The sequence below is a fragment of the Streptomyces sp. NPDC104096 genome (assembly GCF_055584385.1).
The window spans coordinates 85,094-108,572 of record NZ_JBVJMD010000007.1; the positions used below are offsets into that span (position 1 = coordinate 85,094).

The following is a 23,479-nucleotide window of genomic DNA, read 5'->3' on the forward strand; positions in this document are numbered from 1 at the left end:
CTCGCCCTCCTCTCCCCCGAGACCCCTTCGCTGGAGGAACCGTGCGCGACGTGACCCACGACGTTCCGGCGCCGCACCGCCGGTCGTTCCTGAAGTACACCGGCGCCCTGGGCGCGGCCGCGACGCTCTCGTCGTCGCTGGCGGCCTGCTCGACCGGGCCGGAGTCGACCAACGACACCGGTTCGGGCGCCGGCGGGCATCGCACGCTGACCGCGGTCATCGGCTACGGCAACGACGGCAGCTGGGATCCGACGCAGACGGCGTCCGCCTTCGCCATGGCCGCCAACAACCACATCTACGAGGGGCTGGTCGACACCGACCCGATCACCCGCGAGCCGTACGCCGCGCTGGCGACCCGGGTGCCGGCGGACCCGACGGGCACCTCGTGGACGTTCGCGCTGCGGCCGGGCGCGAAGTTCCACGACGGGCGGCCGGTCACCGCCGACGACGTCGTGTTCGTCTTCGACCGGATCCTCGACCCGGACACCCGGACCCTCGCCAAGGGATTCTTCGCGAGCTGGCTGAAGGACGTCCGGAAGATCGACGCGCACCACGTGGAGCTGGTGCTGAGGTTCCCCTTCCCGGAGGGGGTGTCGCGGCTCACCCTCGCCAAGATCATGCCGAAGCACGTGTACGAGCGACCGGGCGCCTGGGACGACGCGATCCGGGGCAAGGCGGTGGGCTCGGGCCCGTACCGGCAGACCGCGCACCACCCGAAGTCCAACACCACCTTCGCCGCGTTCGCCGGCTACAACGGCCCGCGCAGGCCCGCCTTCGGCAGGATGAACTGGCTGACGATCGTGGACGCCGCCCCGCGGGTCGCCCGGATCTCCGGGGCCGCCGCGGGCGCGCAGATCGCCGACAACATCCCGTACGCCGACATCCGGCAGCTCCGCAAGGGCGGCATGTCGGTGGTGGGCGGGGCCGGGATGAACAACCTGTTCCTGATGTTCAACACCCGGCACAGGCCCTTCGACGACGTACGGGTGCGCCAGGCGCTGCACTACGCCGTCGACACCGGGAAGATGGTCCAGGTCGCCCTCAAGGGCCACGGCAGGCCCGCCTCGTCCTTCCTCGACGAGGGCAACCCGTCCTACCGGCGGGCGAGGACGGTCTACGACCACGACCCCGAGAAGGCGAAGGCCCTGCTGAAGGCGGCCGGGGTGAGCGGGCTGAGCGTCGAGCTCCTCGCGGTGAACGTGAGCTGGATCGTCGACTGCCTGCCGACCGTCAAGGCCTCCTGGGACGCGATCGGCGTGCGGACCACGCTCGCCCCGCAGGAGACCACGGCCGTCTTCACCAAGCTGGACCAGAAGCAGGACTACCAGGTGGTCGCGGCCGCCTCGAACCCCAACCAGTTCGGCCTCGACGCCGACCTGATCATGCACTACAACTACGGGCCGCAGAACCTCTGGATGCAGTACGCCCGTTGGGCCGGCGACCCCGTCGCCAGGCAGCTCTTCGAGGACATGGACCGGGCCACCCGGGAACCGGACCCCGCGCGGAAGAGGGCGATGATCCAGGACTGCCTCGACGTCGTCGCCGAGCAGGCCGTGCTCTACCCGGTCGTCCACAACGAGCTGATGACCGCCTGGAACCCGAGGAGGCTGACCGGGATAAGGGCTCAGCCGTACCCGGGCGTGAACCTCCTCCAGGCCAAGTGGACCCAGTGACAGGGAAGTCGTCCTCGTGATCGCCGTCGTCAGGATCCTGGCCCGCCGTCTCGCCCTGCTCGTCCCGCTGCTGCTCGGCATCGTGCTGTTCGTGTTCCTGGTGATGCGCTTCTCCGACGTCGACCCGGCGTCCGCGTTCTTCCAGGGCGCCGACCCGACGCCGGGGCAGCTGCACGACTTCCGCGAGCGCAACGGCCTGCTGGACCCGCTGCCCGTCCGCTACGCCGATTTCGTCGGCGACCTGCTCCACGGCGATCTGGGCACCAGCGCCCTGACCCGGGCGCCGGTCGCCGACCAGGTCGCCACCGCGCTGCCGCTCACGCTCCAGCTCACCTTCCTGGGGCTCGGCATCGCGGTGGTGCTGGCGCTGGCCGGCGGGGTGACCGCCGCCGTGTACCGGGACCGGCTGCCGGACCAGGTCATCCGCGTCGTGTCCCTGACCGGGGTCGCCGCACCCTCCTTCTGGCTGGCCCTGCTGATGATCCAGTACCTGGCGGTCGACCGGGGCTGGTTCCCGGCCGGCGGTTACGTCAACCCGGCCGACTCCTTCACCGGCTGGCTGCGGACGATGACGCTCCCGGCGCTGGCGCTGTCCCTGCCGGTGGCCGCGCAGCTCACCCGGGTGGTGCGCACGGCGGTGGTGGAGGAGCTGGACAAGGACTACGTACGGACGGCGATCGGCAACGGGCTGCCGCCGCGGGTCGTGGTGGGCCGCAACGTGCTCAGGAACGCGCTGGTCAATCCGCTGACGGTGCTCGGGCTGCGGGTCGGCTACCTGCTGGGCGGCGCCGTCGTCATCGAGACGATCTTCTCGCTGCCCGGCATGGGCAAGCTGATGATCGACGCCGTGCAGAACGGCGACCCGGCCGTCGTCCAGGGCGTGGTCCTGACCACCGCGACCGGCTTCGTGGTCGTCAACCTCGTCATCGACGTCCTCTACCTGCTGGTCAACCCGCGTCTGAGGGAGGCGACATGACCTTCACCCGCGAGGGCCTGGCCCGGATCCTGTCCCGGCCCGGCATCCGGCTGCGCGGCTGGCGTCGGCTGCCGCCGCTGTCGAGGACGGCCGTGTGCTTCCTGGCCGTCGTCGCCCTGGCGGCGCTGTTCGCCCCGCTGCTGGCCCCGCACGACCCGCTCGACCAGCAGCCGCCCGTCGACGGCACCGGACATCCGTCGGCGGCGCACTGGATGGGGCAGGACAGCCTCGGCCGCGACATCCTCGGCCGGCTGATGTACGGCGCCCGCTGGTCGCTGGCGATCGGGCTGGGCGCGACCGCGCTCGCGCTGGTCGTCGGCGCCCTGCTCGGCGCGGTCGCGGCGACCTCCCGCAAGGCGGTCGACGAGACGCTGATGCGCGCCCTGGACGTGGTGATGGCGTTCCCCGGCATCGCGCTGGCGGCGGTGCTCGTCGCGGTCTTCGGCGGCGGCATCACCGTACTGATCTGCGCGATCGCGTTCCTGTTCACGCCGCCGGTGGCCCGGGTCGTACGGGCGAACGTGCTCGACCAGTACGGCGAGGACTACGTGACGGCGGAGCGGGTGATCGGCGCCCGCACCCCGCACATCGTGCTGCGGCACGTGGCCGTCAACTGCGCGGCGCCGGTCCTGGTGTTCTGCACGGTCCAGGTCGCCGAGGCCGTCGTGTTCGAGGCGTCGCTGTCCTTCGTCGGCGCGGGCGTACGGCCGCCGGACCCGTCCTGGGGCAGTGTGATCGCGGACGGCAAGAACATGGTGCTGACCGGCGGCTGGTGGGCGACGGTCTTCCCCGGCCTGCTGATGCTGGTCACGGTGCTGTCGCTGAACATCCTGTCCGAGGGCGTCTCCGACGCCTGGGCGGCCCCGGCCCCGCGCGAGGTCGCCCCGGACGCGCGGGAGGACCGGCCGGAGCGGGCCGGGCCGGGCGGCGGCGAGGTCCCGGCGCTGCCGTCGCTGGCCGAGGCGGCGGCCCGGCTGCGCGCGCGGGCCCGCCCGCTGCCCGAGGGGCCGCCGGTGCTCGTGGTCGAGGACCTCGCCGTCGGCTTCCCCGGCCGTCACCGGGGCGTCGACATCGTCGACGGCATCGGCTTCGAGGTGCGCCCCGGCGAAATCCTCGGCCTGGTCGGCGAGTCGGGCTGCGGCAAGTCGCTCACCGCGCTCACCGTCATGGGCCTCGAGCCCAAGGGCGCCCGGGTGCGCGGCCGGGTCCGGTTCGGCGGAAGGGACCTGACGGCCGAACCGGCGCGGGTGCGCCGCAGGCTGCTGGGCCACGAGATGGCGATGATCTACCAGGACGCGCTGTCCTCCCTCAACCCGGCGATGACGATCCGCGCGCAGCTCGGGCAGGTCGTGCGGCGGGGCGGGAGCCGGGAGCCCGCGGAACTGCTCGCGCTGGTCGGCCTGGACCCCGACCGGGTCCTGCGCAGCTACCCGCACGAGCTGTCCGGCGGACAGCGCCAGCGGGTCCTGATCGCCATGGCCCTGTCCCGCGAGCCGAGGCTGATCGTCGCGGACGAGCCGACCACCGCCCTCGACGTGACCGTGCAGGCGCAGGTCATGGAACTGCTGCTGGCGCTGCGGGCGGAGCTGGGCTTCGCGCTGGTCCTGGTCTCGCACGATCTGGCGCTGGTCGCGGACGTCACGGACCGGATCGTGGTGATGTACGGCGGGCGGATCGTGGAGAGCGGCGTGACCGCCGACCTGGTGGAGGCGCCCGCCCACCCCTACACGCGCGGGCTGCTCGGCAGCGTGCTGTCCCTGGAGTCGGCGGCCGCGCGCATGACCCAGATCAGGGGGGTCGTGCCCGCCCCCGCGGACTTCCCGCCCGGCTGCCGCTTCAGCTCCCGCTGCCCGCTGGCGGACGACGTCTGCCGTACGACGGCGCCGGACCTGGTGGGCGGCGCCCGGCACACCGTGGCGTGCCACCGTCCGGCGGTCGATCCGCCGGCCGGGGAGGGTCCCGGGAGCTCGCAGAGCTCGGAGAGCGAGCCGGTGACATGACGGCCCTGGTGGAACTGTCCGACGTGCACGTCGTGCACAGGGCCCGCAGCGGCGGCCTGTTCGCCCGCGACCGGGTGTACGCCCTGACCGGCGCCGGTCTCTCCGTGGCGCCCGGGGAGACGGTCGGCGTGGTCGGCGAGTCGGGCTGCGGCAAGTCGACGCTGGCGAAGGTGCTGGTGGGCGCCCAGCGGCCGACCTCGGGCACGGTCTCCTTCGGGGGCCGCGACCTGTGGACGATGCCGCCCGCCGAACGCCGGACGGCCGTCGGGGCGGGCACCGGCATGATCTTCCAGGATCCGTCGACGGCCCTGAACCGCCGGCTGACGGTACGGCGGACCCTGCGCGACCCGCTGGACGTGCACCGCCGGGGCACCGCCGCGGCACGGGAGGAGCGCGTACGCGAACTGATGCAGCTGGTCGGTCTGCCCCGGGCGCTGGCCGACGCGCTGCCCGGACAGCTCTCCGGCGGCCAGCGCCAGCGCGTGGCCATCGCCCGCGCGCTGGCCCTCGAACCGGCTCTGGTGGTGGCCGACGAGCCGACCAGCGCGCTGGACGTGTCGGTCCGCGCGCAGATCCTCAATCTGCTGCTGGACCTGAAGGAACGCCTGGGTCTGGCCCTGGTGTTCGTCTCCCACGACATCCAGACGGTACGCCGGATGAGCGACCGGGTGATCACGATGTACCTGGGCCGGATCGTCGAGGAGTGCCCGGCCGGCCGGGTCACCGACGGCGCCCGGCACCCGTACACCCGCGCGCTGTTCTCCGCCACCCCCGGTCTGCTGGACCCGGTCGAGCCGATCCCGCTGACCGGACCGGTCCCCTCGGCGACCCGGCCGCCCGGCGGCTGCCCGTTCCGCACCCGGTGCTGGCGGACCGATCAGGAGTGCGTGTCCGTCATGCCGGATTTCTCGGCCGCGTCGGACCCCGGGCATCGCTACCGCTGCCACCATCCTGTGGAGGAGGACCGGCCGACCCGCGGCCTCGTACGTCGGAGCCAGCACCCCAGGGAGCCTTGATGACGATCCCCGCCCCGCCCACCGGTGTCGTCCCGCCCGTCTGCACCCCCCTGACACCGGAGGGCGAGGTGGACGTCCCCTCGCTGCTCAGGCTGGTCGACCATCTGACGGCGGCCGGGGTGCACGGGCTGTTCGTGCTCGGCTCGACCTCGGAGGCGGCCTATCTGACCGACCGCCGGCGGGAGCTGGTGGTGCGGACGGTGGCCGGGCACGTGGCCGGACGGCTGCCGGTGCTGGCGGGCGCGATCGACATGACGACGCCCCGCGTCCTGGACCACGTCCGGGCGGTGACCGAGGCGGGCGCGGACGCGGTCGTGGTGGCCGCCCCCTTCTACACCCGCACCCACCCGGCGGAGATCGCCCGCCACTACCGCCTCGTGGCGGCCGCCGCGTCCGTCCCCGTCATCGCCTACGACATCCCGTCCGCCGTCCACACCAAGCTCCCCGCCGCGCTCGTCCTGGAGCTGGCCGCGGACGGGGTGCTGGCCGGACTCAAGGACTCCAGCGGCGACCTCGCCGGCTTCCGCGAGGTCGTCACCGGCGTCCGCGCCCACCCCGGCATCACCGGCTTCAGCGCCCTGACCGGCTCCGAACTGGTCGTCGACAGCGCGCTCGCGCTCGGGGCGGACGGCGCGGTGCCCGGCCTCGCGAACGTCGACCCGCACGGCTACGTCCGCCTCGACCGGCTCTGCCGGGACGGCGAGTGGCCGCGGGCGCGGGCCGAACAGGAGCGGCTGTGCGCTCTGTTCGGGATGACCGGGGCGGGCGATCCGGCGCGGATGGGCGGCAGCTCGGCGGCGCTCGGGGCGTTCAAGGCGGCCCTGTACCTGCGGGGGATCATCGACTGCCCGGCCACGGCGGAGCCCCAGGTGGCGCTGTCGCCGGAGGAGGTGGAGCGGGTGGGCAAGCACCTGGCGGCGGCGGGCCTGCTGTAGTGCTGTGCCCGGGTCGGCCCGGCAGCGCCACCCGGCGGAACGTGATCGTCTCGTGGGGTGCGGCTCAGCCGGGTCATCGCTCTCCCCGGTGCGGGTGCCGTCCCGCGCGGGACGCCGACCGGTCCGCGGCCCGCGCGGAACGCCGACCTGTTGTCCGTCACATCCTGCCCGGCGTCACCAGCCCCGACTCGTACGCCACGATGACCAGCTGGGCCCGGTCGCGGGCCCCCAGCTTCCCCATGATCCGGCTGACATGGGTCTTCGCGGTCAGCGGGCTCAGCCCCAGCGCCTCGGCGATCTCGGTGTTGTTCAGTCCGCGCCCGACCAGGGCGAGCACCTCCCGCTCGCGGTCGGACAGGCACTCCGGTCCGCCGGTCGCCGGTGCCGAGGGGCTGCGCAGGAACCGCGCGATCAGCCGGGCGGTCGGTCCCGGGGACAGCAGTGCCTCCCCGGCCGCCACCGTGCGGATGGCGTCGAGGAGTTCGGCCGGCCGGGTGTCCTTCACCAGGAAACCGGAGGCGCCGGCCCGCAGCGCCTCGACGATGTTCTCGTCGGTGTCGTAGGTGGTCAGGACCAGCACCCGGACATCCGTCAGGTCCTCGTCGGCCGCGATCAGCCGGGTCGCCTCGATGCCGTCCAGGCCGGGCATGCGGATGTCCATCACGACCAGGTCGGCGCGCCGGGCCCGGGCCAGCTCCACGGCCTCCCGGCCGGTGCCCGCCTGTCCGACGACCTCCATGTCCCCGGCCGACTCCACGAGCATCGCGAACGCGGCCCGTACCAGGGTCTGGTCGTCGGCGAGCAGCACCCGGATGGTCATGCGGTCCCTCCCAGCGGCAGCAGTGCCGTCACCTCGAAGCCTCCGTCGGCGCCCGGTCCGGCCTGTACCGTCCCGCCGACGCTGCGGGCGCGTTCCCGCATCCCGACCAGCCCGAAGCCGGGGGTGCCGGGCCCGGCGCCCGCTCCGTCGTCGCTGACGCGCACCCACAGGGCGCCCTCGCCGTCGTCCACGTTCACCCGGACGGTGAGGTCGTCCCGGCCGCCGTGCCGTACGGCGTTGGTCAGCGCCTCCTGCACGATCCGGTAGGCGGCGGCGCCGACCGCGGGCGGGGCCTCGCCGGCGGTCACGGCCAGTTCGACCCGCGCGCCCGCGAGCCGGGCCGCCTGCGCGAGGTCGGGCAGCCCGTGCAGGCCGGGCAGCGGTCCGCGCGCCTCGGGCGAGTCGTGTTCGCGCAGCACCTCCAGGGTCGTGCGCAGCTCGCCGCGTGCCGTCCGGCAGGTCTCGGCTATGTCGTCGAGGGCCTGCGCGACGGCCGTACGGTCGAGGCGGTCGGGGTCGGCGGCCAGGACGTGGGCGGCCACCGACGTCTGCACGCCGATCAGGGTGATGCTGTGCGCGAGCAGGTCGTGCAGGTCGCGGGCGATCCGCAGCCGCTCCTCCGCGACCCGCCTGCGGGCCTCCTCCTCGCGGGTGCGTTCGGCGCGCTCGGCGCGTTCGACGATCGCGGCCACGTACTGGCGGTAGTAGCGGACGTCGACGCCGAGGAAGAGCACCGCGATCACCCAGCCGGAGATCCGCAGCAGTTCGAGGGCCTGGTGGGTGTTGACCGTGAGCATGACGCTGAGGGAGATGCCGAGGACGGTCAGCCCGGTCAGTACGGTGCGCAGCGGGCGGCCGGTGACGGCGACGGTGTAGAGCGCGATGTACTCGGCCGCCGTCGGGGCCGCGTGGTTGTTGTCCAGCGCGTGGTAGGGCACGACCAGGGCCACCACCAGGGCCAGGACCAGCAGCGGGCGCCGCCGCCGCCACACCAGCGGCACGGCGGCGGCGAGCAGCAGCGCCCAGCCGAGCGCGTCCGGGCGGCGCGCCGGGTCGGTGGTGAGCGCGATCGCCGCGGAGAACACGGCGGCGGCGGCCGCCAGCCACGCGTCGTTGCGGGTGGCGTGCGGGGCGGTCCGGGGGTCGCGGTTGACCACCGCCATGATCCGCTCGATCCGGCGGGGCGGTGTCACGGCGCCGGCCCGCGCGGACGGGACGGGCTCACCGGGCTCCACGGACGGCACGGACGGCACGGACGGCACAGCCCGCGCCGACGGCACGGACGGCACGGACGGCACAGGCTGAGCGGGTCGCGCGGATCGGTCGGGATGCACGGGTTCATCTTCCGGTAGGAGGGCGCCCCTCCGGCAGGGAGGGGCGCCCGGGATCACACGGGCTCCGGCTGCCGCTCGGTCCGTACCGGCTCGGGTGTCCGCGACAGCGGGCCCGGCCACCACACCTTCCGCCCCAGTGCCACGCTCGCGCTGGTCACCAGATAGGTCCGGACGAGGAAGGTGTCCAGCAGCACGCCGACCGCGATCACGAAGCCCAGCTCGACGAGCTGCACCAGCCCCATGTTGGTCAGCACCGCGAAGGTCGCGGCGAGGACCAGTCCCGCCGAGGCGATGACCCCGCCCGTCGTGCGCAGCGCGGTCAGCGCGGCGGCCGAGGGTTCCGCGCCCCGCCTCGACTCCTCCCGCATCCGGTGCATGAGGAAGATGCCGTAGTCGACGCCGAGTGCCACCAGGAACACGAAGGACAGCAGCCCGAGCCCCGGGTCCGTGCCGCCGAAGCCGAACAGCGGCCCGAACACCAGCCCGCCGATGCCGAGCGCCGCGCCCCACACCGCGACGACCGCGGCGACCAGCAGCAGCGGCGCGACCAGCGAGCGCAGCAGCAGGACCAGGATCAGCAGCACCGAGGCGAGGACGATCGGTACGACGACCAGCCGGTCCCGGGCGTTGGTGTCGACGAGGTCGAGCTGCTGGGCGCTGGGGCCGCCGACGTAGGAGCCGGGCAGGACGTGCCGCAGTTCCTCGATGGTCCGGGTCTCGGCCGCCGACTGGGGAGTGCCCCGCGCGATGACGGAGATCTCGGTCCAGCCGTCCCCGGTCCGTCCCCGCTGTGCGCTGTCGACGCCCCGGACGGCGCGGACGGCGCCCAGCGTCGCGTCGGCGCGCCCGGCCGGGGTGATGACGGTGATGGGCTGGCTGGAGCGCTCGGGGAAGGCCCGGGCCAGGGTCTGGAGGGCGGCGACCGACTCGGGCCGGTCGACGAAGGTGTCCGTCTGCTTGAGTCCGCCGGGCAGGTTCAGCGCCCCCAGGGCGAGCGCGCCGAGCAGCGCGGCGCCGCCGGCCAGGACGGTCAGGGGGCGCCGGCCCGCCGAGGTGCCCATCGCGGCGAACAGCGACCGACGCGCCCCCGGCGTGCTGCCGTAGGCGGGCACAAGCGGCCAGAACACCCGGCGCCCCAGGAGCACGAGGAGCGCGGGCAGCAGCGTCAGCATCGCCACGAGCGCGCACAGCACGCCCACCGTGCCGAGGGGGCCCATGCCGCGGCTGCTGTTGAGGTCGGCGGCGAGCAGGCACAGCAGCCCGGCGGCGACGGTCGCCGAGGAGGCGAGCACGGCGGGCCCGCAGCCGCGCAGGGCGGCCAGCATGGCGTCGTGGGGACGCTCGTGGCGCCGTAGCTCCTCACGGTAGCGGGAGACGAGCAGCAGCGCGTAGTCGGTGCCCGCGCCGAAGACGAGGATGGTCATGACGCCGGAGTTCTGTCCCGACACCGTCGTCCCGAAGGCCTGGTGGAGACCGTAGGCGACGCCCGTGGACAGGAAGTCGGCGACGCCCGCGACGACGAGCGGCAGCAGCCACAGCACGGGACTGCGGTAGATGAGGATCAGCAGCAGGGCCACGACGGCGACGGTCGTGTAGAGCAGCGGCCCGCCGAGCGAGGCGTAGACCCCGGCGGCGTCGGTGGCGAGCGCGCCCGGACCGCCGACCTGGACGCTCAGCCCGTCCGCGCCCCGCGCGACCTCGCGCACGTCGTCGACGAGGGCGTTGCGCGCGTCCTCGTCGGTGCCGGGCTCGTTGCTGGCGACGGGGTACATCAGGGTGGTGCCGTCCGCGGAGGGCACGCCCCGCGGGGGCGCGGTCAGTGCGTGCCGTCCGGCGATCCGCGCGAGCTGCTCCCCCGCGCGGGCCCGGTCGGCCGCGGTGAGTCCGCCGTCGCGGTGGTAGACCAGCACCAGTTCGGTGGTCTCGCCGCCCGGCAGCCGGTCCTGGATCCTGGCCACCCGGGTGGAGTCGGCGCTCGCCGGAAGGTAGTCGGTGACCCGGTCGTGCTGTACGTCGGCGAGTTTCGCGGCGAACGGTGCGACGGCCGCGAGCAGCGCGATCCACAGCGCGAGCACCGCCCAGGGCACGGCCCGCCGCCGTGTCCGCGTACGTGTCTCCAAGGCCCCCATGGCCAGGGCTCCCTCCGGTCCGGTCGTCTGCTGACGCCGTCCAGACTTCCGGGCCGGGGGGCGGTTTTCGTCCGGCGCGGGAGCGAGCCCGGGCCTACTGCGGCGGGTGGCCCGGGGACGCCGTTACTCCCCGGGGAGTACCGCGTCCTACGACGGGGTCCGGGCCGCCGCCGCCAGCAGGCGGGTGACGTCGTCCGTGCAGATCGCCAGGGCCGCGCCCACGGTGACCAGGACGTCCCGTTCGGCGGGGGTGTAGGGGCCGTCGGCCAGGGCGATGCGGGCGCCCTGGAGCAGGATCGACTCGCGGCCGACCGCGGCGAGGTGCGGGGTGAGCGGGTCCAGTGCCTCGTGCAGCTCTATGGCCAGACCGGCCCCGCAGGGCGGGCCGAGGACGCGCCCGGTGTCCGCGGCCAGGGCCTCGACGAGGGCGCCGAGCTGGTCCCGGGTGCAGTCCTCGAAGCCGGCCGCGCGGACCGTGGCCGCGGCCGCCTCCAGGGAGGCGGGGGCGCAGGTGCCGCCGGCGGCCAGGACGGCGAGGGCGACGGTGTGGACGGCGTCGCGCAGCATCGCGGAGAAGCGGGTGGTGGTCGGGTGGTCCAGGACGTCGGCGCCGAAGTGGCGGCGGCAGGCGGCGCACTCGACGACCGGTCCGGTCTCGCCGCGCGGCAGCACGGGCACGCCGAGCAGGGTGAAGCGCCGGCGGCCGGTCAGCCGCTGGTAGTTGCGGTCGCCTCCGCAGCCGGGGCAGAAGAACTCGCCGTCGCCGACGGGCGTCCATGAGGTGCGGGTGCCCAGGATGCGCGCAAACCTGGTGGCACGGCCGTCTTGTCCGCGTACTGGCAGCACGTCGCACCTCCGTAACCCCGCGGCAACATCGCCGCGCTTGCGTGATGTTAGCCACATCGGTGAGGCCGCGTCAGTACCCCGTACGAGACCTGTCCGTGACCTCGCCGGTCGGATGGCCGGTACACGACGGTGCCCCGGCCGCCCGGGCAGGCGGTCGGGGCACCGGAAGGGCCTCGTCGGAGGTGGTGTCAGCGGGTCGCGCGGTTGACGGCCGAGACGACCGCCTTCAGCGAGGCACGCGTGGTGTTCGCGTCGATGCCGATGCCCCACAGCACCTTGTCGCCGACCGCGCACTCGATGTACGAGGCGGCCTGGGCGGAGGCGCCCTCGCTCATCGTGTGCTCCTGGTAGTCCAGCAGGCGTACGTCGACGCCGATCGACTCCAGGGCGTTGAAGAAGGCCGAGATCGGACCGTTGCCGGAGCCGGACAGGACGGTGTCCTCGCCGTCGACGGTCGCCTCCACGGTCAGCGTGTCCACGCCGTCGGTGTCGGTCGTCGACTGGCCGGTGCGGACCTGGATGCGGCCCCAGGGGTTCTCCGGGTTGGGCAGGTACTCGTCCTGGAAGACCGACCAGATGTCCGAGCCGGTGACCTCGCCGCCCTCGGCGTCCGTCTTGGCCTGGATGATCTTCGAGAACTCGATCTGCATCCGGCGCGGCAGGTCCAGCTTGTGGTCGTTCTTCAGGACGTACGCGATACCGCCCTTGCCGGACTGCGAGTTGACGCGGATGACGGCCTCGTAGGAGCGGCCGACGTCCTTGGGGTCGATGGGCAGGTACGGGACCGCCCACTCGATGTCGTCGACGGTGACGCCCTTGGCCTTCGCCTCGGCCTCCATCGCGTCGAAGCCCTTCTTGATGGCGTCCTGGTGGGAGCCGGAGAAGGACGTGTAGACCAGGTCGCCCACGTACGGGTGGCGCGGGTGGACCTCCATCTGGTTGCAGTACTCCGCGGTGCGACGGATCTCGTCGATGTCGGAGAAGTCGATCTGCGGGTCGACGCCCTGGGAGAACAGGTTCATGCCCAGGGTGACCAGGTCGACGTTGCCGGTGCGCTCGCCCTGGCCGAACAGGCAGCCCTCGACGCGGTCGGCGCCGGCCATCAGGGCCAGCTCGGCGGCGGCGACGGCGGTGCCGCGGTCGTTGTGCGGGTGGACGGACAGACAGACGTACTCGCGGCGGGTCAGGTTGCGGTGCATCCACTCGAACCGGTCGGCGTGCGTGGACGGCGTCGAACGCTCCACCGTGGCGGGCAGGTTCAGGATGATCTCGCGGCCCGGGCCGGGCTGCCAGACGTCCATGACCGCCTCGCAGACCTCCAGCGCGAAGTCCAGCTCGGTGTCGGTGAAGATCTCGGGGCTGTACTGGTAGCCGAACTCGGTCTCGGGGCCCAGCAGCTTCTCCGCGTACTCCACGACCAGGCGGGTGCCGTCGACGGCGATCTGCTTGATGTCGTCCTTGGAACCGCGGAAGACCACCCGGCGGAAGACCGGCGCGGTGGCGTTGTACAGGTGGACGGTGGCACGCTTGGCGCCCTTCAGGGACTCCACCGTGCGCTCGATCAGGTCCTCGCGGGCCTGGGTCAGCACGGAGATCGTCACGTCGTCCGGGATCGCGCCCTCTTCCTCGATGATCGAGCGCACGAAGTCGAAGTCGGTCTGGCCGGAGGCCGGGAAGCCGACCTCGATCTCCTTGTAGCCCATCTTGACCAGCTGGTCGAACATCCGGCGCTTGCGCTCGGGCGACATGGGGTCGATCAGGGCCTGGTTGCCGTCGCGCAGGTCGGTGGAGAGCCAGCGCGGGGCGGCGGTGATCCGCTGGGCGGGCCAGGTGCGGTCCTGGATGTCGACCTGCTCGTACCGGCCGTACTTGTGGATCGGCATGGAACTGGGCTGCTGGCGGTTGGCCATGGTGGCGTGGGCTCCTCGTGAAGGTGTCCTACAGGACGGCCGACGACACAACGCCAAGCTCCGCGGGGAGGGGGTCGGCCTCGACTACAGGCCCTCGCCGCGGCAGCTAAGGAGAAGCAGCCCGAAACGCATGATGCTGCGCAGCCTAGCCGAGCCGCACCGATGGCGCGGGGGTGTTCCAGTATGCGGGACCGGATGGACGTAGGGAACGAAACGGGCAAAAAGGTGTTCCATACCACTCCGTGACCAAGACAAGGCTGTTTGTCCCTGTATTTCACCAATCATGGTTGCGGGTAGTGACATCGGGACAACGCGGTGCGAAGGTGCCGGGCATGACGACACACGGGGGCTCCGAGCCCGTCTTCTGCACGATCGTCCCGCCGCACGTCCTCGACAAGCTCGCGCGGCACGAGGACCCCGCGCTCTCCGGTCCCGCCCGCCGCTCCCTGGAGCACGACGCCCTGGAGCGCACCCGCCGCCGGCTGACCACCGTGGTGGGCGCCCCGGCCGTCGCCGCGCCGGCCGCGGCCGGCAAGCCGCACCGCACCCTCTACGACGCCCGCCACCACACGGACCTGCCCGGTCACAAGGTCCGCGGCGAGGACGGCCGGGCCGTCAAGGACGCCACCGTCAACCGCGCGTACGCGGGTCTGGGCGCCACCTTCGAGCTGTACCTCAGCGCCTACGGGCGCGACTCGATCGACGGCTCCGGCCTGCCGCTGGACGCGACCGTGCACTACGACCGGGACTACAACAACGCCTTCTGGAACGGCGAGCAGATGGTGTTCGGCGACGGTGACGGCGAGATCTTCCTCGACTTCACCCTCCCGGTGGACGTCATCGGCCACGAACTCACCCACGGCGTCACCCAGTACACCGCCAACCTCGCCTACTTCGACCAGTCCGGCGCCCTCAACGAGTCGCTGTCGGACGTCTTCGGCTCGCTCATCAAGCAGTACACGCTCGGCCAGACCGCCGCCGAGGCCGACTGGCTGATCGGCGCCGGCCTGCTCGCCCCCCGGGTCACCGGCACCGCGCTGCGCTCGATGAAGGCCCCGGGCACCGCGTACGACGACGACGTCCTCGGCAAGGACCCGCAGCCCGCGACGATGGACGGCTTCGTGCGCACCGGCCGCGACAACGGCGGCGTCCACATCAACTCCGGCATCCCCAACCACGCCTTCTACCTCGCCGCCACCGCCCTCGGCGGCCACGCCTGGGAGCGGGCCGGACAGATCTGGTACGACGTGCTGACCGGCGGCGAGCTGAAGAAGGACGCGCTGTTCGCCGACTTCGCCACGCTCACCACGGCCGCGGCGCGGGCCCGCTACGGCACGGGCGAGGAACTCCAGGCCGTCCTGAAGGCCTGGGAACAGGTCGGGGTGCGCACGCTGTGATTCCGTACTAGACACAGACCCATGCGTATTCGGATCAGGCGCACGGGCGGGTTCGCGGGCATCGAGCGGGTCGCCGAGGTGGACACCTCGGGGCGGCCCGACGCGCCCGAGTGGCATGCCCTGGCCGAGAAGGCACTGGCCGCGGGCCGGGGCACGCCGGCGGACGGGGTTCCGGACGGCTTCCGCTACGAGATCACGGTGGACGGCCGGACGGTGCACGCGGCCGACCCCGGGCTGACCGAGGAACAGCGCACGCTCGTCTCCCGGGTCCTGAAGGAGGGGGCGTAGGGCCTGCCCGGCGGGTGATGCCGCAGTTCGCGCAGAGGCGTTGACTTCCGTTACCGGCGGTACCGATGATCCGGCGCATGGCGACTGAACCGCGCGCGGCCGCGCACCCGATCCCCCGCTTCCCCGACGGCTTCCTGTGGGGCGTGTCGACCTCGGCCCATCAGATCGAAGGGGCCGTGGACCAGCGCGGGCCGTCCGTGTGGGACGTCTTCGGCGCCGGGCCCGGACACATCAAGGACGGCTCCACGGCGGCGGTGGCCTGCGACCACTTCCACCGCTACCCCGAGGACGTGGCGCTGCTGGCCGACCTCGGCGTGGACGCGTACCGCTTCTCGATCTCCTGGCCCCGGGTGAACTCCCCCGGTGGCCTCGATTTCTACGACCGCCTCGTCGACGCGCTGTGCGCGGCCGGCGTACGGCCGGTGCCGACCCTGTTCCACTGGGACCTGCCGGCGGAGCTGGACTGGCTGGACCGGGACACCGCCGAGCGGTTCGCCGAGTACACCTCGGTCGTCGCCGGACGCCTCGGCGACCGCGTCAAGAAGTGGATCACCCTCAACGAGCCCGCCGAGCACACCCTGCTCGGCCACGCGCTCGGCGCGCACGCCCCCGGCAAGCAGCTCCTGTTCGACGCCCTGCCGGTGGCCCACCATCAACTCCTCGCCCACGGGCTGGCCGTACGGGCCCTGCGCGCGGCCGGGGCGGGCGACATCGGGATCGCCAACTCGCACGGCCCGACCTGGGCGGCCTCGGACCGCGCCGAGGACGTGGAGGCGGCCGACTTCTACGACCTCCTGCTCAACCGGCTCTTCGCCGACCCCGTTCTGCTGGGCCGCTACCCCGACGGCATCGGCGAGCTGATGCCCGGTGACGTCGAGGCGGACCTGAAGGTCATCGGGGAGCCGGTCGACTGGTACGGGATCAACTACTACCAGCCGACCCGGGTGGGCGCGCCCGAGGGCGCGGAGATCGAGTTCGGCGGACTGACCCTGCCCGCCGAACTGCCCTTCACCGTCAAGGAACTGGAGGGGTACCCGGTCACCGACTTCGGCTGGGCGGTGGTGCCCGAGGGGCTCACCGAGCTGCTCACCGGCTTCCGCGAGCGCTACGGCGACCGGCTCCCGCCCGTGATCATCACCGAGAACGGCTGCTCGTACGAAGGTATCGACGACCAGGAGCGGATCGCCTTCCTGGACGGTCATGTCCGCGCCCTGCACCGGGCGTCGGAGCAGGGCGTCGACGTACGCGGCTACTTCGTCTGGTCGTTGATGGACAACTTCGAGTGGGCGGAGGGCTACCAGCGCCGCTTCGGTCTCGTGCACGTCGACTACGACACCCTGGAGCGGACCCCGAAGGCCTCCTACCACTGGCTGCGGGACGCCCTGCGGGCGCGGGGATGACCGCGGCCGAACCGGCCGTGCCGCTGCCCGTCTCCGCCCTCGCCGAGCCGGTCGAGCGGGTGGGCCGGGGCTGGACCTCGGCGCTCTCGCTCGCCAACGGGGCGATCTGGGTGGGCTGGTACGGCCCGCTCCAGATCCTGCTCGCCTCCCAGGCAGAGGACTTCGCGCCCGGCTCCGGCATGTCCAAGGAGACGATGCTGGCCTGGGTGACGGGCGCGGGCGCGGTCGTCTCGCTGGTCGCCAACCCGCTCTTCGGCGCACTGTCCGACCGGACGACCGCGCGCCGGGGCCGCCGTACGCCGTGGATCGTGGCCGGGGCGGCCGGCGGGGCACTGTCCCTGCTGCTCCTCGCGGGCGCGGGCGGGGTGTGGACGATGGCGGCGGGCTGGTGTCTGGTCCAGCTCACCCTGAACGCCGCGTTCGCCGCCGTCACCGCGGCCGTGCCCGACCGGGTGCCGCGGCTCCAGCGCGGCAGCGTGGGCGGCTGGCTGGGCGCGGCGCAGATCCTCGGCGTGGTCGGCGGCACGGCGCTGGCGACGGTGGCCGGGGGCACCGGCGGCGGGTACGCGGCGTGCGCGGTGTTCACCCTGGCGGGCGTCCTGCCGTACGTCCTGCGGTACGAGGACCTGCGGCTGCCGGTGTCGGCCCGGCCGCCCTGGTCGGGGCGGGCGTTCCTCGCCTCGTTCCGGCTGAGTCCGCGCGCGCACCCGGACCTGGCGTGGGCCTGGCTGACCCGTTTCCTGATCAACCTCAGCAACGCGCTCGTGCTGCTGTACCTGCTCTACTACCTGCGGGACAGGCTGCGCCTCGACGACCCCGAACAGGGTGTCCTCGTCCTGACCGCGGTGAACGGGATCACGCTGCTCGCCACCGTCGTGGTGGGCGGGGTGTGGTCGGACCGGCTGGGGCGCCGCAAGCCGTTCGTGATCTGGTCCGGCGTCCTGATGGCGGTGGCCACGGCGGCGCTGGCCTGCTGGCAGACCTGGCCCGGCGCGATCGCCGCCGCGGCCGTCCTCGGCATCGGCTTCGGGGTCTTCACCTCGGTCGACTTCGCCCTGATGACCGACGTCCTGCCGAAGGCCCTCGACCGCGGCAAGGACCTGGGCGTCATCAACATCGCCAACGCCCTGCCGCAGGTCGCGGCCCCGGTGCTGGCGGCGCCGATCGTGACGTACCTGGGCGGCTACCGGATGCTGTACGCGGTGGCGGCGCTGATCGGGCTGGCGGGGGCGGTGCTGGTCGGGCGGATCCGCGGGGTGGACTGAGCAGGGGTGGAACGAGCCGGGGCGGAACGAGCCGGGGCGGAACGAGCCGGGGCGGACCGGCCCGGTGGGTCCGCCGGGCCGGCCGCCCCCGGGCTCAGAAGCCGAGCTTGCGCAGCTGCCTGGGGTCGCGCTGCCAGTCCTTCGCCACCTTCACATGCAGGTCGAGGAAGACCGGCGTGCCCAGCAGCGCCTCGATCTGCTTGCGGGACTTGATGCCGACCTCCTTCAGGCGCTTGCCCTTGGGGCCGATGATGATCCCCTTCTGGCTGGGGCGCTCGATGTAGACGAAGGCGTGGATGTCGAGGAGGGGCTTGTCGGCGGGGCGGTCCTCGCGCGGGAGCATCTCCTCCACGACCACGGCGATGGAGTGCGGAAGCTCGTCCCGCACGCCCTCCAGCGCGGCCTCTCGGATCAGCTCCGCCACCATCACCTGCTCGGGCTCGTCCGTCAGGTCGCCCTCGGGGTAGAGCGCGGGCCCCTCCGGCAGCAGCGGGACGATGAGGTCGGCGAGCAGGTCGACCTGCTTGTCGGCGACCGCCGACACGGGGATGATCTCGGCCCACTCGAAGCCGAGCTCAGCGCCGAGCCGGTCGATCGCGATGAGCTGCTCGGCCAGCGCCTTGCCGTCGACCAGGTCGGTCTTGGTGACGATCGCGATCTTCGGCGTCTTCTTGATCGACGCCAGTTCCTTCGCGATGAAGCGGTCGCCGGGACCGAGCTTCTCGTTCGCGGGCAGACAGAAGCCGATCACGTCGACCTCGGCCCAGGTGGTGCGCACGACGTCGTTGAGCCGCTCGCCGAGCAGGGTGCGCGGCTTGTGCAGGCCGGGGGTGTCCACCAGGATCAGCTGGGCGTCCGGCCGGTGCACGATGCCGCGCACCGTGTGCCGCGTGGTCTGCGGCTGGTTCGCCGTGATCGCCACCTTCTGGCCGACCAGAGCATTCGTGAGGGTGGACTTGCCCGCGTTGGGGCGGCCCACGAAGCAGGCGAAGCCGGCGCGGTGGGCGGCCTCGGCCGACTGTTCGGATGACGGGGTACGAACGCTCATGACGCCCATTCTCCCTGATCCACGAACCCCGGCTGCACGCGGCGCCGACCACCCCGCGGCAGTGAGCTCCCGGAAACCTTCCGGCAATAGGAAACTCCGCCGAAACACCCCTGTGCACAACCGGAAACGCCCACCGGTGACCCTCTGACGAGCCCCCATCCCGTTGGAGACACCGTGACCCTGGCCGCGCCCCTCTCCGCCCCTCTCGCCGAAGGGCGCATCGACACCGGCGACACCGCCTGGCTGCTCGCCGCCACCGCCCTCGTCCTGCTGATGACGCCGGGCCTGGCCCTGTTCTACGGCGGCATGGTCCGCACCAAGAGCGTCCTGAACATGCTGATGATGAGCTTCGTGTCGATCGCCCTGGTCACGGTGGTGTGGCTGGTCGCGGGCTACTCGCTCGCCTTCGGCGACGACATCGCGGGCGGCCTCCTCGGCGGGCTCGGCCACCTCGGCATGGCGGACCTGGGCCCCGACAGCGTCCGGGGGAGCGTGCCGACCCTGCTCTTCGCCACCTTCCAGCTCACCTTCGCGATCGTCACGGCCGCGCTGATCAGCGGCGCGGTCGCGGACCGGGTGCGGTTCGGGGCGTGGCTGGTGTTCGTCCCCGTCTGGGCGCTGCTCGTATACGTGCCCATCGCCCACTGGGTGTGGGGCCCGGGCGGCTGGATCGTGGAGCACCTCGGCGCCCTCGACTTCGCCGGCGGGCTCCCCGTCGAGATCGCCTCCGGCGCGTCCGGCCTCGCCCTGTGTCTGGTGCTCGGCCCCCGGCTGGGCTTCAAGAAGGACGCGATGCGTCCGCACAACCTGCCGATGGTCATGCTGGGCGCCGGTCTCCTCTGGTTCGGCTGGTTCGGCTTCAACGCGGGTTCCGCCCTGCACGCCGACGGGCTGGCCGCCGCCGTCCTGCTCAACACCCTCGCGGCCGGCGGCACCGGTCTGCTCGGCTGGCTCTTCGTGGAGCAGCGGCGCGACGGCCACCCCACCACCCTGGGCGCCGCCTCCGGCGCGGTCGCGGGACTGGTCGCCGTCACCCCCTCCTGCGGCTCGGTCTCGCTGCTCGGCGCGCTGGCCGTGGGCCTCGCCGCCGGTGTCGTCTGCTCGTACGCCGTGAGCTGGAAGTTCCGGTTCGACTACGACGACTCCCTCGACGTCGTCGGGGTCCATCTGGTCGGCGGAGTCGTCGGCACCCTGCTCATCGGCGTGTTCGCCACCTCGCGGATGACCGGTGGCGTCGCGGGCCTGCTGGACGGCGGCGGGCTCGGTCTGCTCGGCCGGCAGGCGGTGGCCGTGGCGGCCGTGGCGGCGTACGCGTTCACGGTGACGTACGGCATCGGCAGGCTGCTGGACCGGCTGCTCGGGTTCCGGGCGAGCGAGGAGCAGGAGCACACCGGCCTGGACCTTACGGTGCACGCCGAGACGGCTTACGATCACGGGGTCCTGGGCCACGGCGCCCCGGTCGGCCACTCCGCCCTCCCCTCCGCGCAGAAGGTCAAGCCCCAGGCATGAAGCTCATCACCGCGATCGTCAAGCCCTACCGCCTCGACGAGGTCAAGACGGCTCTCCAGGAGCTCGGTGTGCACGGTCTGACCGTCACCGAGGCCAGCGGCTACGGCCGCCAGCGCGGGCACACCGAGGTGTACCGGGGCGCCGAGTACCGGGTGGACCTGGTGCCCAAGGTCCGGATCGAGGTCGTCGTCGACGACGCCGGGTCCGACGCCGTCATCGACGCGGTCGTCAACGCGGCACGGACGGGGAAGATCGGCGACGGGAAGGTGTGGGCGACGCCGGTCGAGACGGTGGTGCGGGTACGGACCGGCGAGCGCGGCCCCGACGCACTCTGACGAGGAGCACCCCGCCGACGACTCCGGCGACGAACGCCAGTGCCACCAGCAGCCACGGCAGCGCGAGGAACGACGCGCTCGCCGACTCCCGGGCGCCCTGGGCGCTGGCCGTCAGGGTGACGTCGCCCCGGTCGAGCTGGGGAGCGCCGTGCCAGGGCTCGCTGAGCCGGACGCGCTGCCCCGGCAGCAGCTCGGCGGGGATCCTGGTCAGAGCGCGGCTGAGGAGCGTACGCCCGAACAGGCCCCGGGCCGTCAGCTCCACCTTCGGGTCGAGGGTGACGTTGCCGGTGTTGCGCAGGGTGTAGGTGATCGTCGCCGTGCTGGCGCCGAGGCCGGGCACGAGGGGCTGGTGGTGGCTGATCCGGACGTCCTCGACGGAGATCGCGGGGAGGGCGGGGCCGCTCACCCGCAGATAGACCCGGGCCCCCACGGCCCGCTGCACCCCGACGGCGAGTGCTCCGGAGCCGGTGTCGACGCGTTCGTCGAGTGCCACGATGGCGCCGGGGTGGTCGCCCGGTTCGGCGTCCCGGGGCACCGTCAGCGTGACGGGCACGGTGACCGAGCCGTGGGCGGGCACGGTGACCCGGCTGCGCGCCGGCTTCGCCCAGGCGCCGACACCGCGCATCCGCTCCTTCACCGTCCGCACGGCGAATCCTCCGTCGCGGGCGGTGTTGTAGGCGTCGGCCGCGTAGAGGCGGAAGGTCAGCGGCGAGCCGGTCCGGTTGGCGACGACGACCTTGTCCCGGACGGTCTGGCCGGGGTCCGCGGAGACGTAGAAGTAGGGGCGTGCGGCGGCGGCCGGGGAGGCCGGGTAGACGGACCAGCTTCCGTTGTCGGCGGCGTGCGCGGGGGCCGCCGTGCCGGCGAGGAAGAGGCTCAGGAGCAGGGACAGCGGCAGGAACAGCCGCAGCGCCGGGAGCAGGGCGGCCGGACGTGCGGCCGAGGGCGGGTGCAGGTGCGGCTTGCGCATGGGTGCGGACCCCCCGCTGAGGTGGTCGAGCCGGGACGGACGAGCCGGGACGCAGGAGCCGATACGGACGGGCCTCGGTGGACGGGCCGAGGTGGACGGGCGGGTGCGGACCCGTGGCGGGGCGCCCGTCCCCCGAAAAGGGCGCGGTCAGGTGAGCGTCAGCGTGAGGATGCCGGAGTACGTGCCCGGCGGGGTGAACGCCGGTACGTTCAGCGACAGTCCGGCGTCCACGGTGAACTCGCCGCCGGTGAGCGCGGAGTCGGGGGTGGCGGCCAGCGTCGCCCCCGAGGTGCCCACCACGCCCGCCGAACCGGCCTGGCAGGTGCTCGGGCTGCCCGCCTTGGTGGCGCAGGCGGGGGTCCAGCTCAGCTTTCCGGCGTCGATCTTGGCGCCGGGTCCGGTGAAGTCGGTGACCTTGCCGGTCAGGGACCAGCCCGCGGGTCCGCCGCGGAAGTCCTTGACCGTCACCGTCCGGAGGGATCCGGCCGAGGCGCCGCCCTGACCGAAGTCGACCGCCGACAACTGCACCGCGTCCCCGGCCTGGGACATGGACAGCGTCCCCGCCCTGACCGTGGTGGTCAGCTTCTGACTGCCCTCGGGTACGGGCGTGTTGTCGACGACGACATAGGCGGCGGGTCCCGCCCCCTTGTCCGGGCTCCACGCGCCGCCCTCGTACGCCACGACCCCGGTGGTCGTCCTGTCGTTGACGACGAGCGGGCCGCTGAAGGCGCCCTGGGCGTCGGCGGTCACGGTCGCCGTGTCCGCGGTCTGGGCGGTCCCGGCCCGGCCGGCCAGGGTGACGGTCGCGCCCGGGGTGAAGTTGCCGCCGGTGACGGTGACGCTGTCACCGGGGTTGCCGGAGGCCGAACCGAGCGCGATGGAACGGGTGTTGGGCTGGCTCACGTCCGTCGCGGTGACGGTCTCGGAGACCGGCGCGGGCGGGGTGATGACCGTGCAGGGGGTGTCCAGCTCCAGGATGTAGCTGGTGTGGATGTTGTAGTCGCCGGGCGAGAGCGTGATCGCGCCGGGCGCGGTGACCGTGAACGTGCCGGTCATGGAGAACGACGGGAAGGCGCCCCGCCCCGGCACCGGGTCGTTCTTCTTCGGCCCGGCGACCGTGACGTTGCCGGTCTGCGCCCCGCCGAGGACGACCGTGCCGGTCGGCGTCATGATGTCGGCCGGCAGGGCGAGGTCGGTGGGGTTGCTCGCGGCGGCCGTGACCACCGTGTAGGTGACGGTGACGGTGTCGCCGACCTTGGGGCTGGTGTTGTCCACCGCGATGTTCGCGGTGGTGGTGCCGTCGATCGGCGGGAGGCCCGCGATCGCGGGCGGGATGCAGTGCGCGGCGAAGTCCACGTTCGTGGACGCGGCTCCGGCCGGACAGGCGAGTGCGCCCCCCGCGGTGACCGCGAGCGCGGTCGCCCCGAGCAGCGACGCCCACCGGCGCCATAGGGATCTCCGGGGTTCTGGACCCATGCTTGCCCCCTCCGAGGGATGCGGGCGCAGCGGCTCGTCTGCGCCGACAGGGGGCCATTGATGTGCAGGCCGCACGAGAAGTCAATGGAGACGCGACAGGGAAACTGACGCTGCATCAGTTTTCCTGTCGCGGAGCCTCGCCCGGGTCCAGC

General features: G+C 73.0%; 19 protein-coding genes. 11 read left to right on the forward strand and 8 right to left on the reverse strand.

Going from position 1 to position 23,479, the window contains the following annotated elements; all coding sequences use genetic code 11:
* Window positions 1–41 precede the first annotated feature (41 nt).
* Genes ACZ60B_RS10595 through ACZ60B_RS10615 form a run of 5 tightly spaced genes read left to right on the forward strand, consistent with a single transcriptional unit; the run spans window position 42 to window position 6,600 of the window.
* Complete coding sequence (locus tag ACZ60B_RS10595) at window positions 42–1,673, forward strand: ABC transporter substrate-binding protein (RefSeq protein ID WP_469385630.1); 1,632 nt, start codon at window positions 42–44, stop codon at window positions 1,671–1,673.
* Between the two features lie 16 nt (window positions 1,674–1,689).
* A complete protein-coding gene (locus tag ACZ60B_RS10600) occupies window positions 1,690–2,649 on the forward strand; it encodes an ABC transporter permease (RefSeq protein ID WP_469385631.1) in 960 nt (319 codons plus the stop codon).
* Window positions 2,646–4,649 carry a dipeptide/oligopeptide/nickel ABC transporter permease/ATP-binding protein gene (locus tag ACZ60B_RS10605; protein ID WP_469385632.1) on the forward strand — a complete coding sequence of 668 codons (2,004 nt, stop codon included), beginning with the start codon at window positions 2,646–2,648 and terminating at the stop codon, window positions 4,647–4,649. Before ACZ60B_RS10600 ends, ACZ60B_RS10605 begins: the two co-directional genes overlap by 4 nt.
* Entirely contained in the window at window positions 4,646–5,665 is a 1,020-nt protein-coding gene (locus ACZ60B_RS10610; RefSeq protein WP_469385633.1) for an ABC transporter ATP-binding protein, read from the forward strand. Before ACZ60B_RS10605 ends, ACZ60B_RS10610 begins: the two co-directional genes overlap by 4 nt.
* Window positions 5,665–6,600 (forward strand): dihydrodipicolinate synthase family protein, encoded by a 936-nt coding sequence (locus ACZ60B_RS10615; RefSeq protein WP_469385634.1) that lies wholly within the window; start codon window positions 5,665–5,667, stop codon window positions 6,598–6,600. The genes ACZ60B_RS10610 and ACZ60B_RS10615 overlap by 1 nt, the downstream gene beginning before the upstream one ends.
* A gap of 157 nt (window positions 6,601–6,757) precedes the next feature.
* Here ACZ60B_RS10615 and ACZ60B_RS10620 read toward each other — a convergent pair whose 3' ends face one another.
* From ACZ60B_RS10620 to leuA, 5 genes are all read right to left on the reverse strand, one after another.
* On the reverse strand, window positions 6,758–7,420 hold the full coding sequence (locus ACZ60B_RS10620; RefSeq protein WP_152884116.1) for a response regulator: 663 nt from the start codon (window positions 7,418–7,420) through the stop codon (window positions 6,758–6,760).
* Window positions 7,417–8,583, reverse strand: coding sequence for a sensor histidine kinase (locus tag ACZ60B_RS10625; protein ID WP_469385755.1), 1,167 nt, complete (start codon window positions 8,581–8,583; stop codon window positions 7,417–7,419). The genes ACZ60B_RS10620 and ACZ60B_RS10625 overlap by 4 nt, the downstream gene beginning before the upstream one ends.
* Before the next feature lie 224 nt (window positions 8,584–8,807).
* Window positions 8,808–10,883, reverse strand: coding sequence for an MMPL family transporter (locus ACZ60B_RS10630; RefSeq protein ID WP_469385635.1), 2,076 nt, complete (start codon window positions 10,881–10,883; stop codon window positions 8,808–8,810).
* A 147-nt stretch (window positions 10,884–11,030) separates the two neighbouring features.
* Window positions 11,031–11,729 (reverse strand): TerB family tellurite resistance protein, encoded by a 699-nt coding sequence (locus ACZ60B_RS10635; protein ID WP_392616360.1) that lies wholly within the window; start codon window positions 11,727–11,729, stop codon window positions 11,031–11,033.
* 188 nt (window positions 11,730–11,917) lie between these two features.
* On the reverse strand, window positions 11,918–13,639 hold the full coding sequence (leuA, locus tag ACZ60B_RS10640; protein WP_469385636.1) for a 2-isopropylmalate synthase: 1,722 nt from the start codon (window positions 13,637–13,639) through the stop codon (window positions 11,918–11,920).
* Window positions 13,640–13,971: 332 nt separating this feature from the next.
* On the opposite strand from leuA, the gene ACZ60B_RS10645 reads away from it, so the two are divergent.
* From ACZ60B_RS10645 to ACZ60B_RS10660, 4 genes are all read left to right on the forward strand, one after another.
* Window positions 13,972–15,036: a M4 family metallopeptidase gene (locus tag ACZ60B_RS10645; RefSeq protein WP_469385637.1), complete on the forward strand. Its 1,065-nt coding sequence runs from the start codon at window positions 13,972–13,974 to the stop codon at window positions 15,034–15,036.
* A 21-nt stretch (window positions 15,037–15,057) separates the two neighbouring features.
* Window positions 15,058–15,324, forward strand: a complete 267-nt coding sequence (locus ACZ60B_RS10650; protein WP_469385638.1) for a protealysin inhibitor emfourin — start codon at window positions 15,058–15,060, stop codon at window positions 15,322–15,324.
* Between the two features lie 65 nt (window positions 15,325–15,389).
* Window positions 15,390–16,724: a GH1 family beta-glucosidase gene (locus ACZ60B_RS10655; RefSeq protein ID WP_469385639.1), complete on the forward strand. Its 1,335-nt coding sequence runs from the start codon at window positions 15,390–15,392 to the stop codon at window positions 16,722–16,724.
* On the forward strand, window positions 16,721–17,989 hold the full coding sequence (locus ACZ60B_RS10660; RefSeq protein ID WP_469385640.1) for an MFS transporter: 1,269 nt from the start codon (window positions 16,721–16,723) through the stop codon (window positions 17,987–17,989). The genes ACZ60B_RS10655 and ACZ60B_RS10660 overlap by 4 nt, the downstream gene beginning before the upstream one ends.
* A 94-nt stretch (window positions 17,990–18,083) precedes the next feature.
* Here the strand turns inward: ACZ60B_RS10660 and era are convergent, their stop codons facing one another.
* Complete coding sequence (gene era, locus ACZ60B_RS10665) at window positions 18,084–19,046, reverse strand: GTPase Era (protein ID WP_469385641.1); 963 nt, start codon at window positions 19,044–19,046, stop codon at window positions 18,084–18,086.
* Between the two features lie 165 nt (window positions 19,047–19,211).
* Between era and ACZ60B_RS10670 the strand changes: the two genes are divergently transcribed.
* Together ACZ60B_RS10670 and ACZ60B_RS10675 are read left to right on the forward strand one after the other, a co-directional pair.
* A complete protein-coding gene (locus tag ACZ60B_RS10670) occupies window positions 19,212–20,546 on the forward strand; it encodes an ammonium transporter (protein ID WP_469385642.1) in 1,335 nt (444 codons plus the stop codon).
* Window positions 20,543–20,881 carry a P-II family nitrogen regulator gene (locus ACZ60B_RS10675; protein ID WP_469385643.1) on the forward strand — a complete coding sequence of 113 codons (339 nt, stop codon included), beginning with the start codon at window positions 20,543–20,545 and terminating at the stop codon, window positions 20,879–20,881. The genes ACZ60B_RS10670 and ACZ60B_RS10675 overlap by 4 nt, the downstream gene beginning before the upstream one ends.
* Here ACZ60B_RS10675 and ACZ60B_RS10680 read toward each other — a convergent pair.
* A complete protein-coding gene (locus ACZ60B_RS10680) occupies window positions 20,775–21,851 on the reverse strand; it encodes a COG1470 family protein (RefSeq protein WP_469385644.1) in 1,077 nt (358 codons plus the stop codon). The two genes, ACZ60B_RS10675 and ACZ60B_RS10680, sit on opposite strands and share 107 nt — an antisense overlap.
* Window positions 21,852–21,998: 147 nt before the next feature.
* Window positions 21,999–23,327, reverse strand: coding sequence for a WxL domain-containing protein (locus tag ACZ60B_RS10685; RefSeq protein ID WP_469385645.1), 1,329 nt, complete (start codon window positions 23,325–23,327; stop codon window positions 21,999–22,001).
* Window positions 23,328–23,479: the final 152 nt, after the last annotated feature.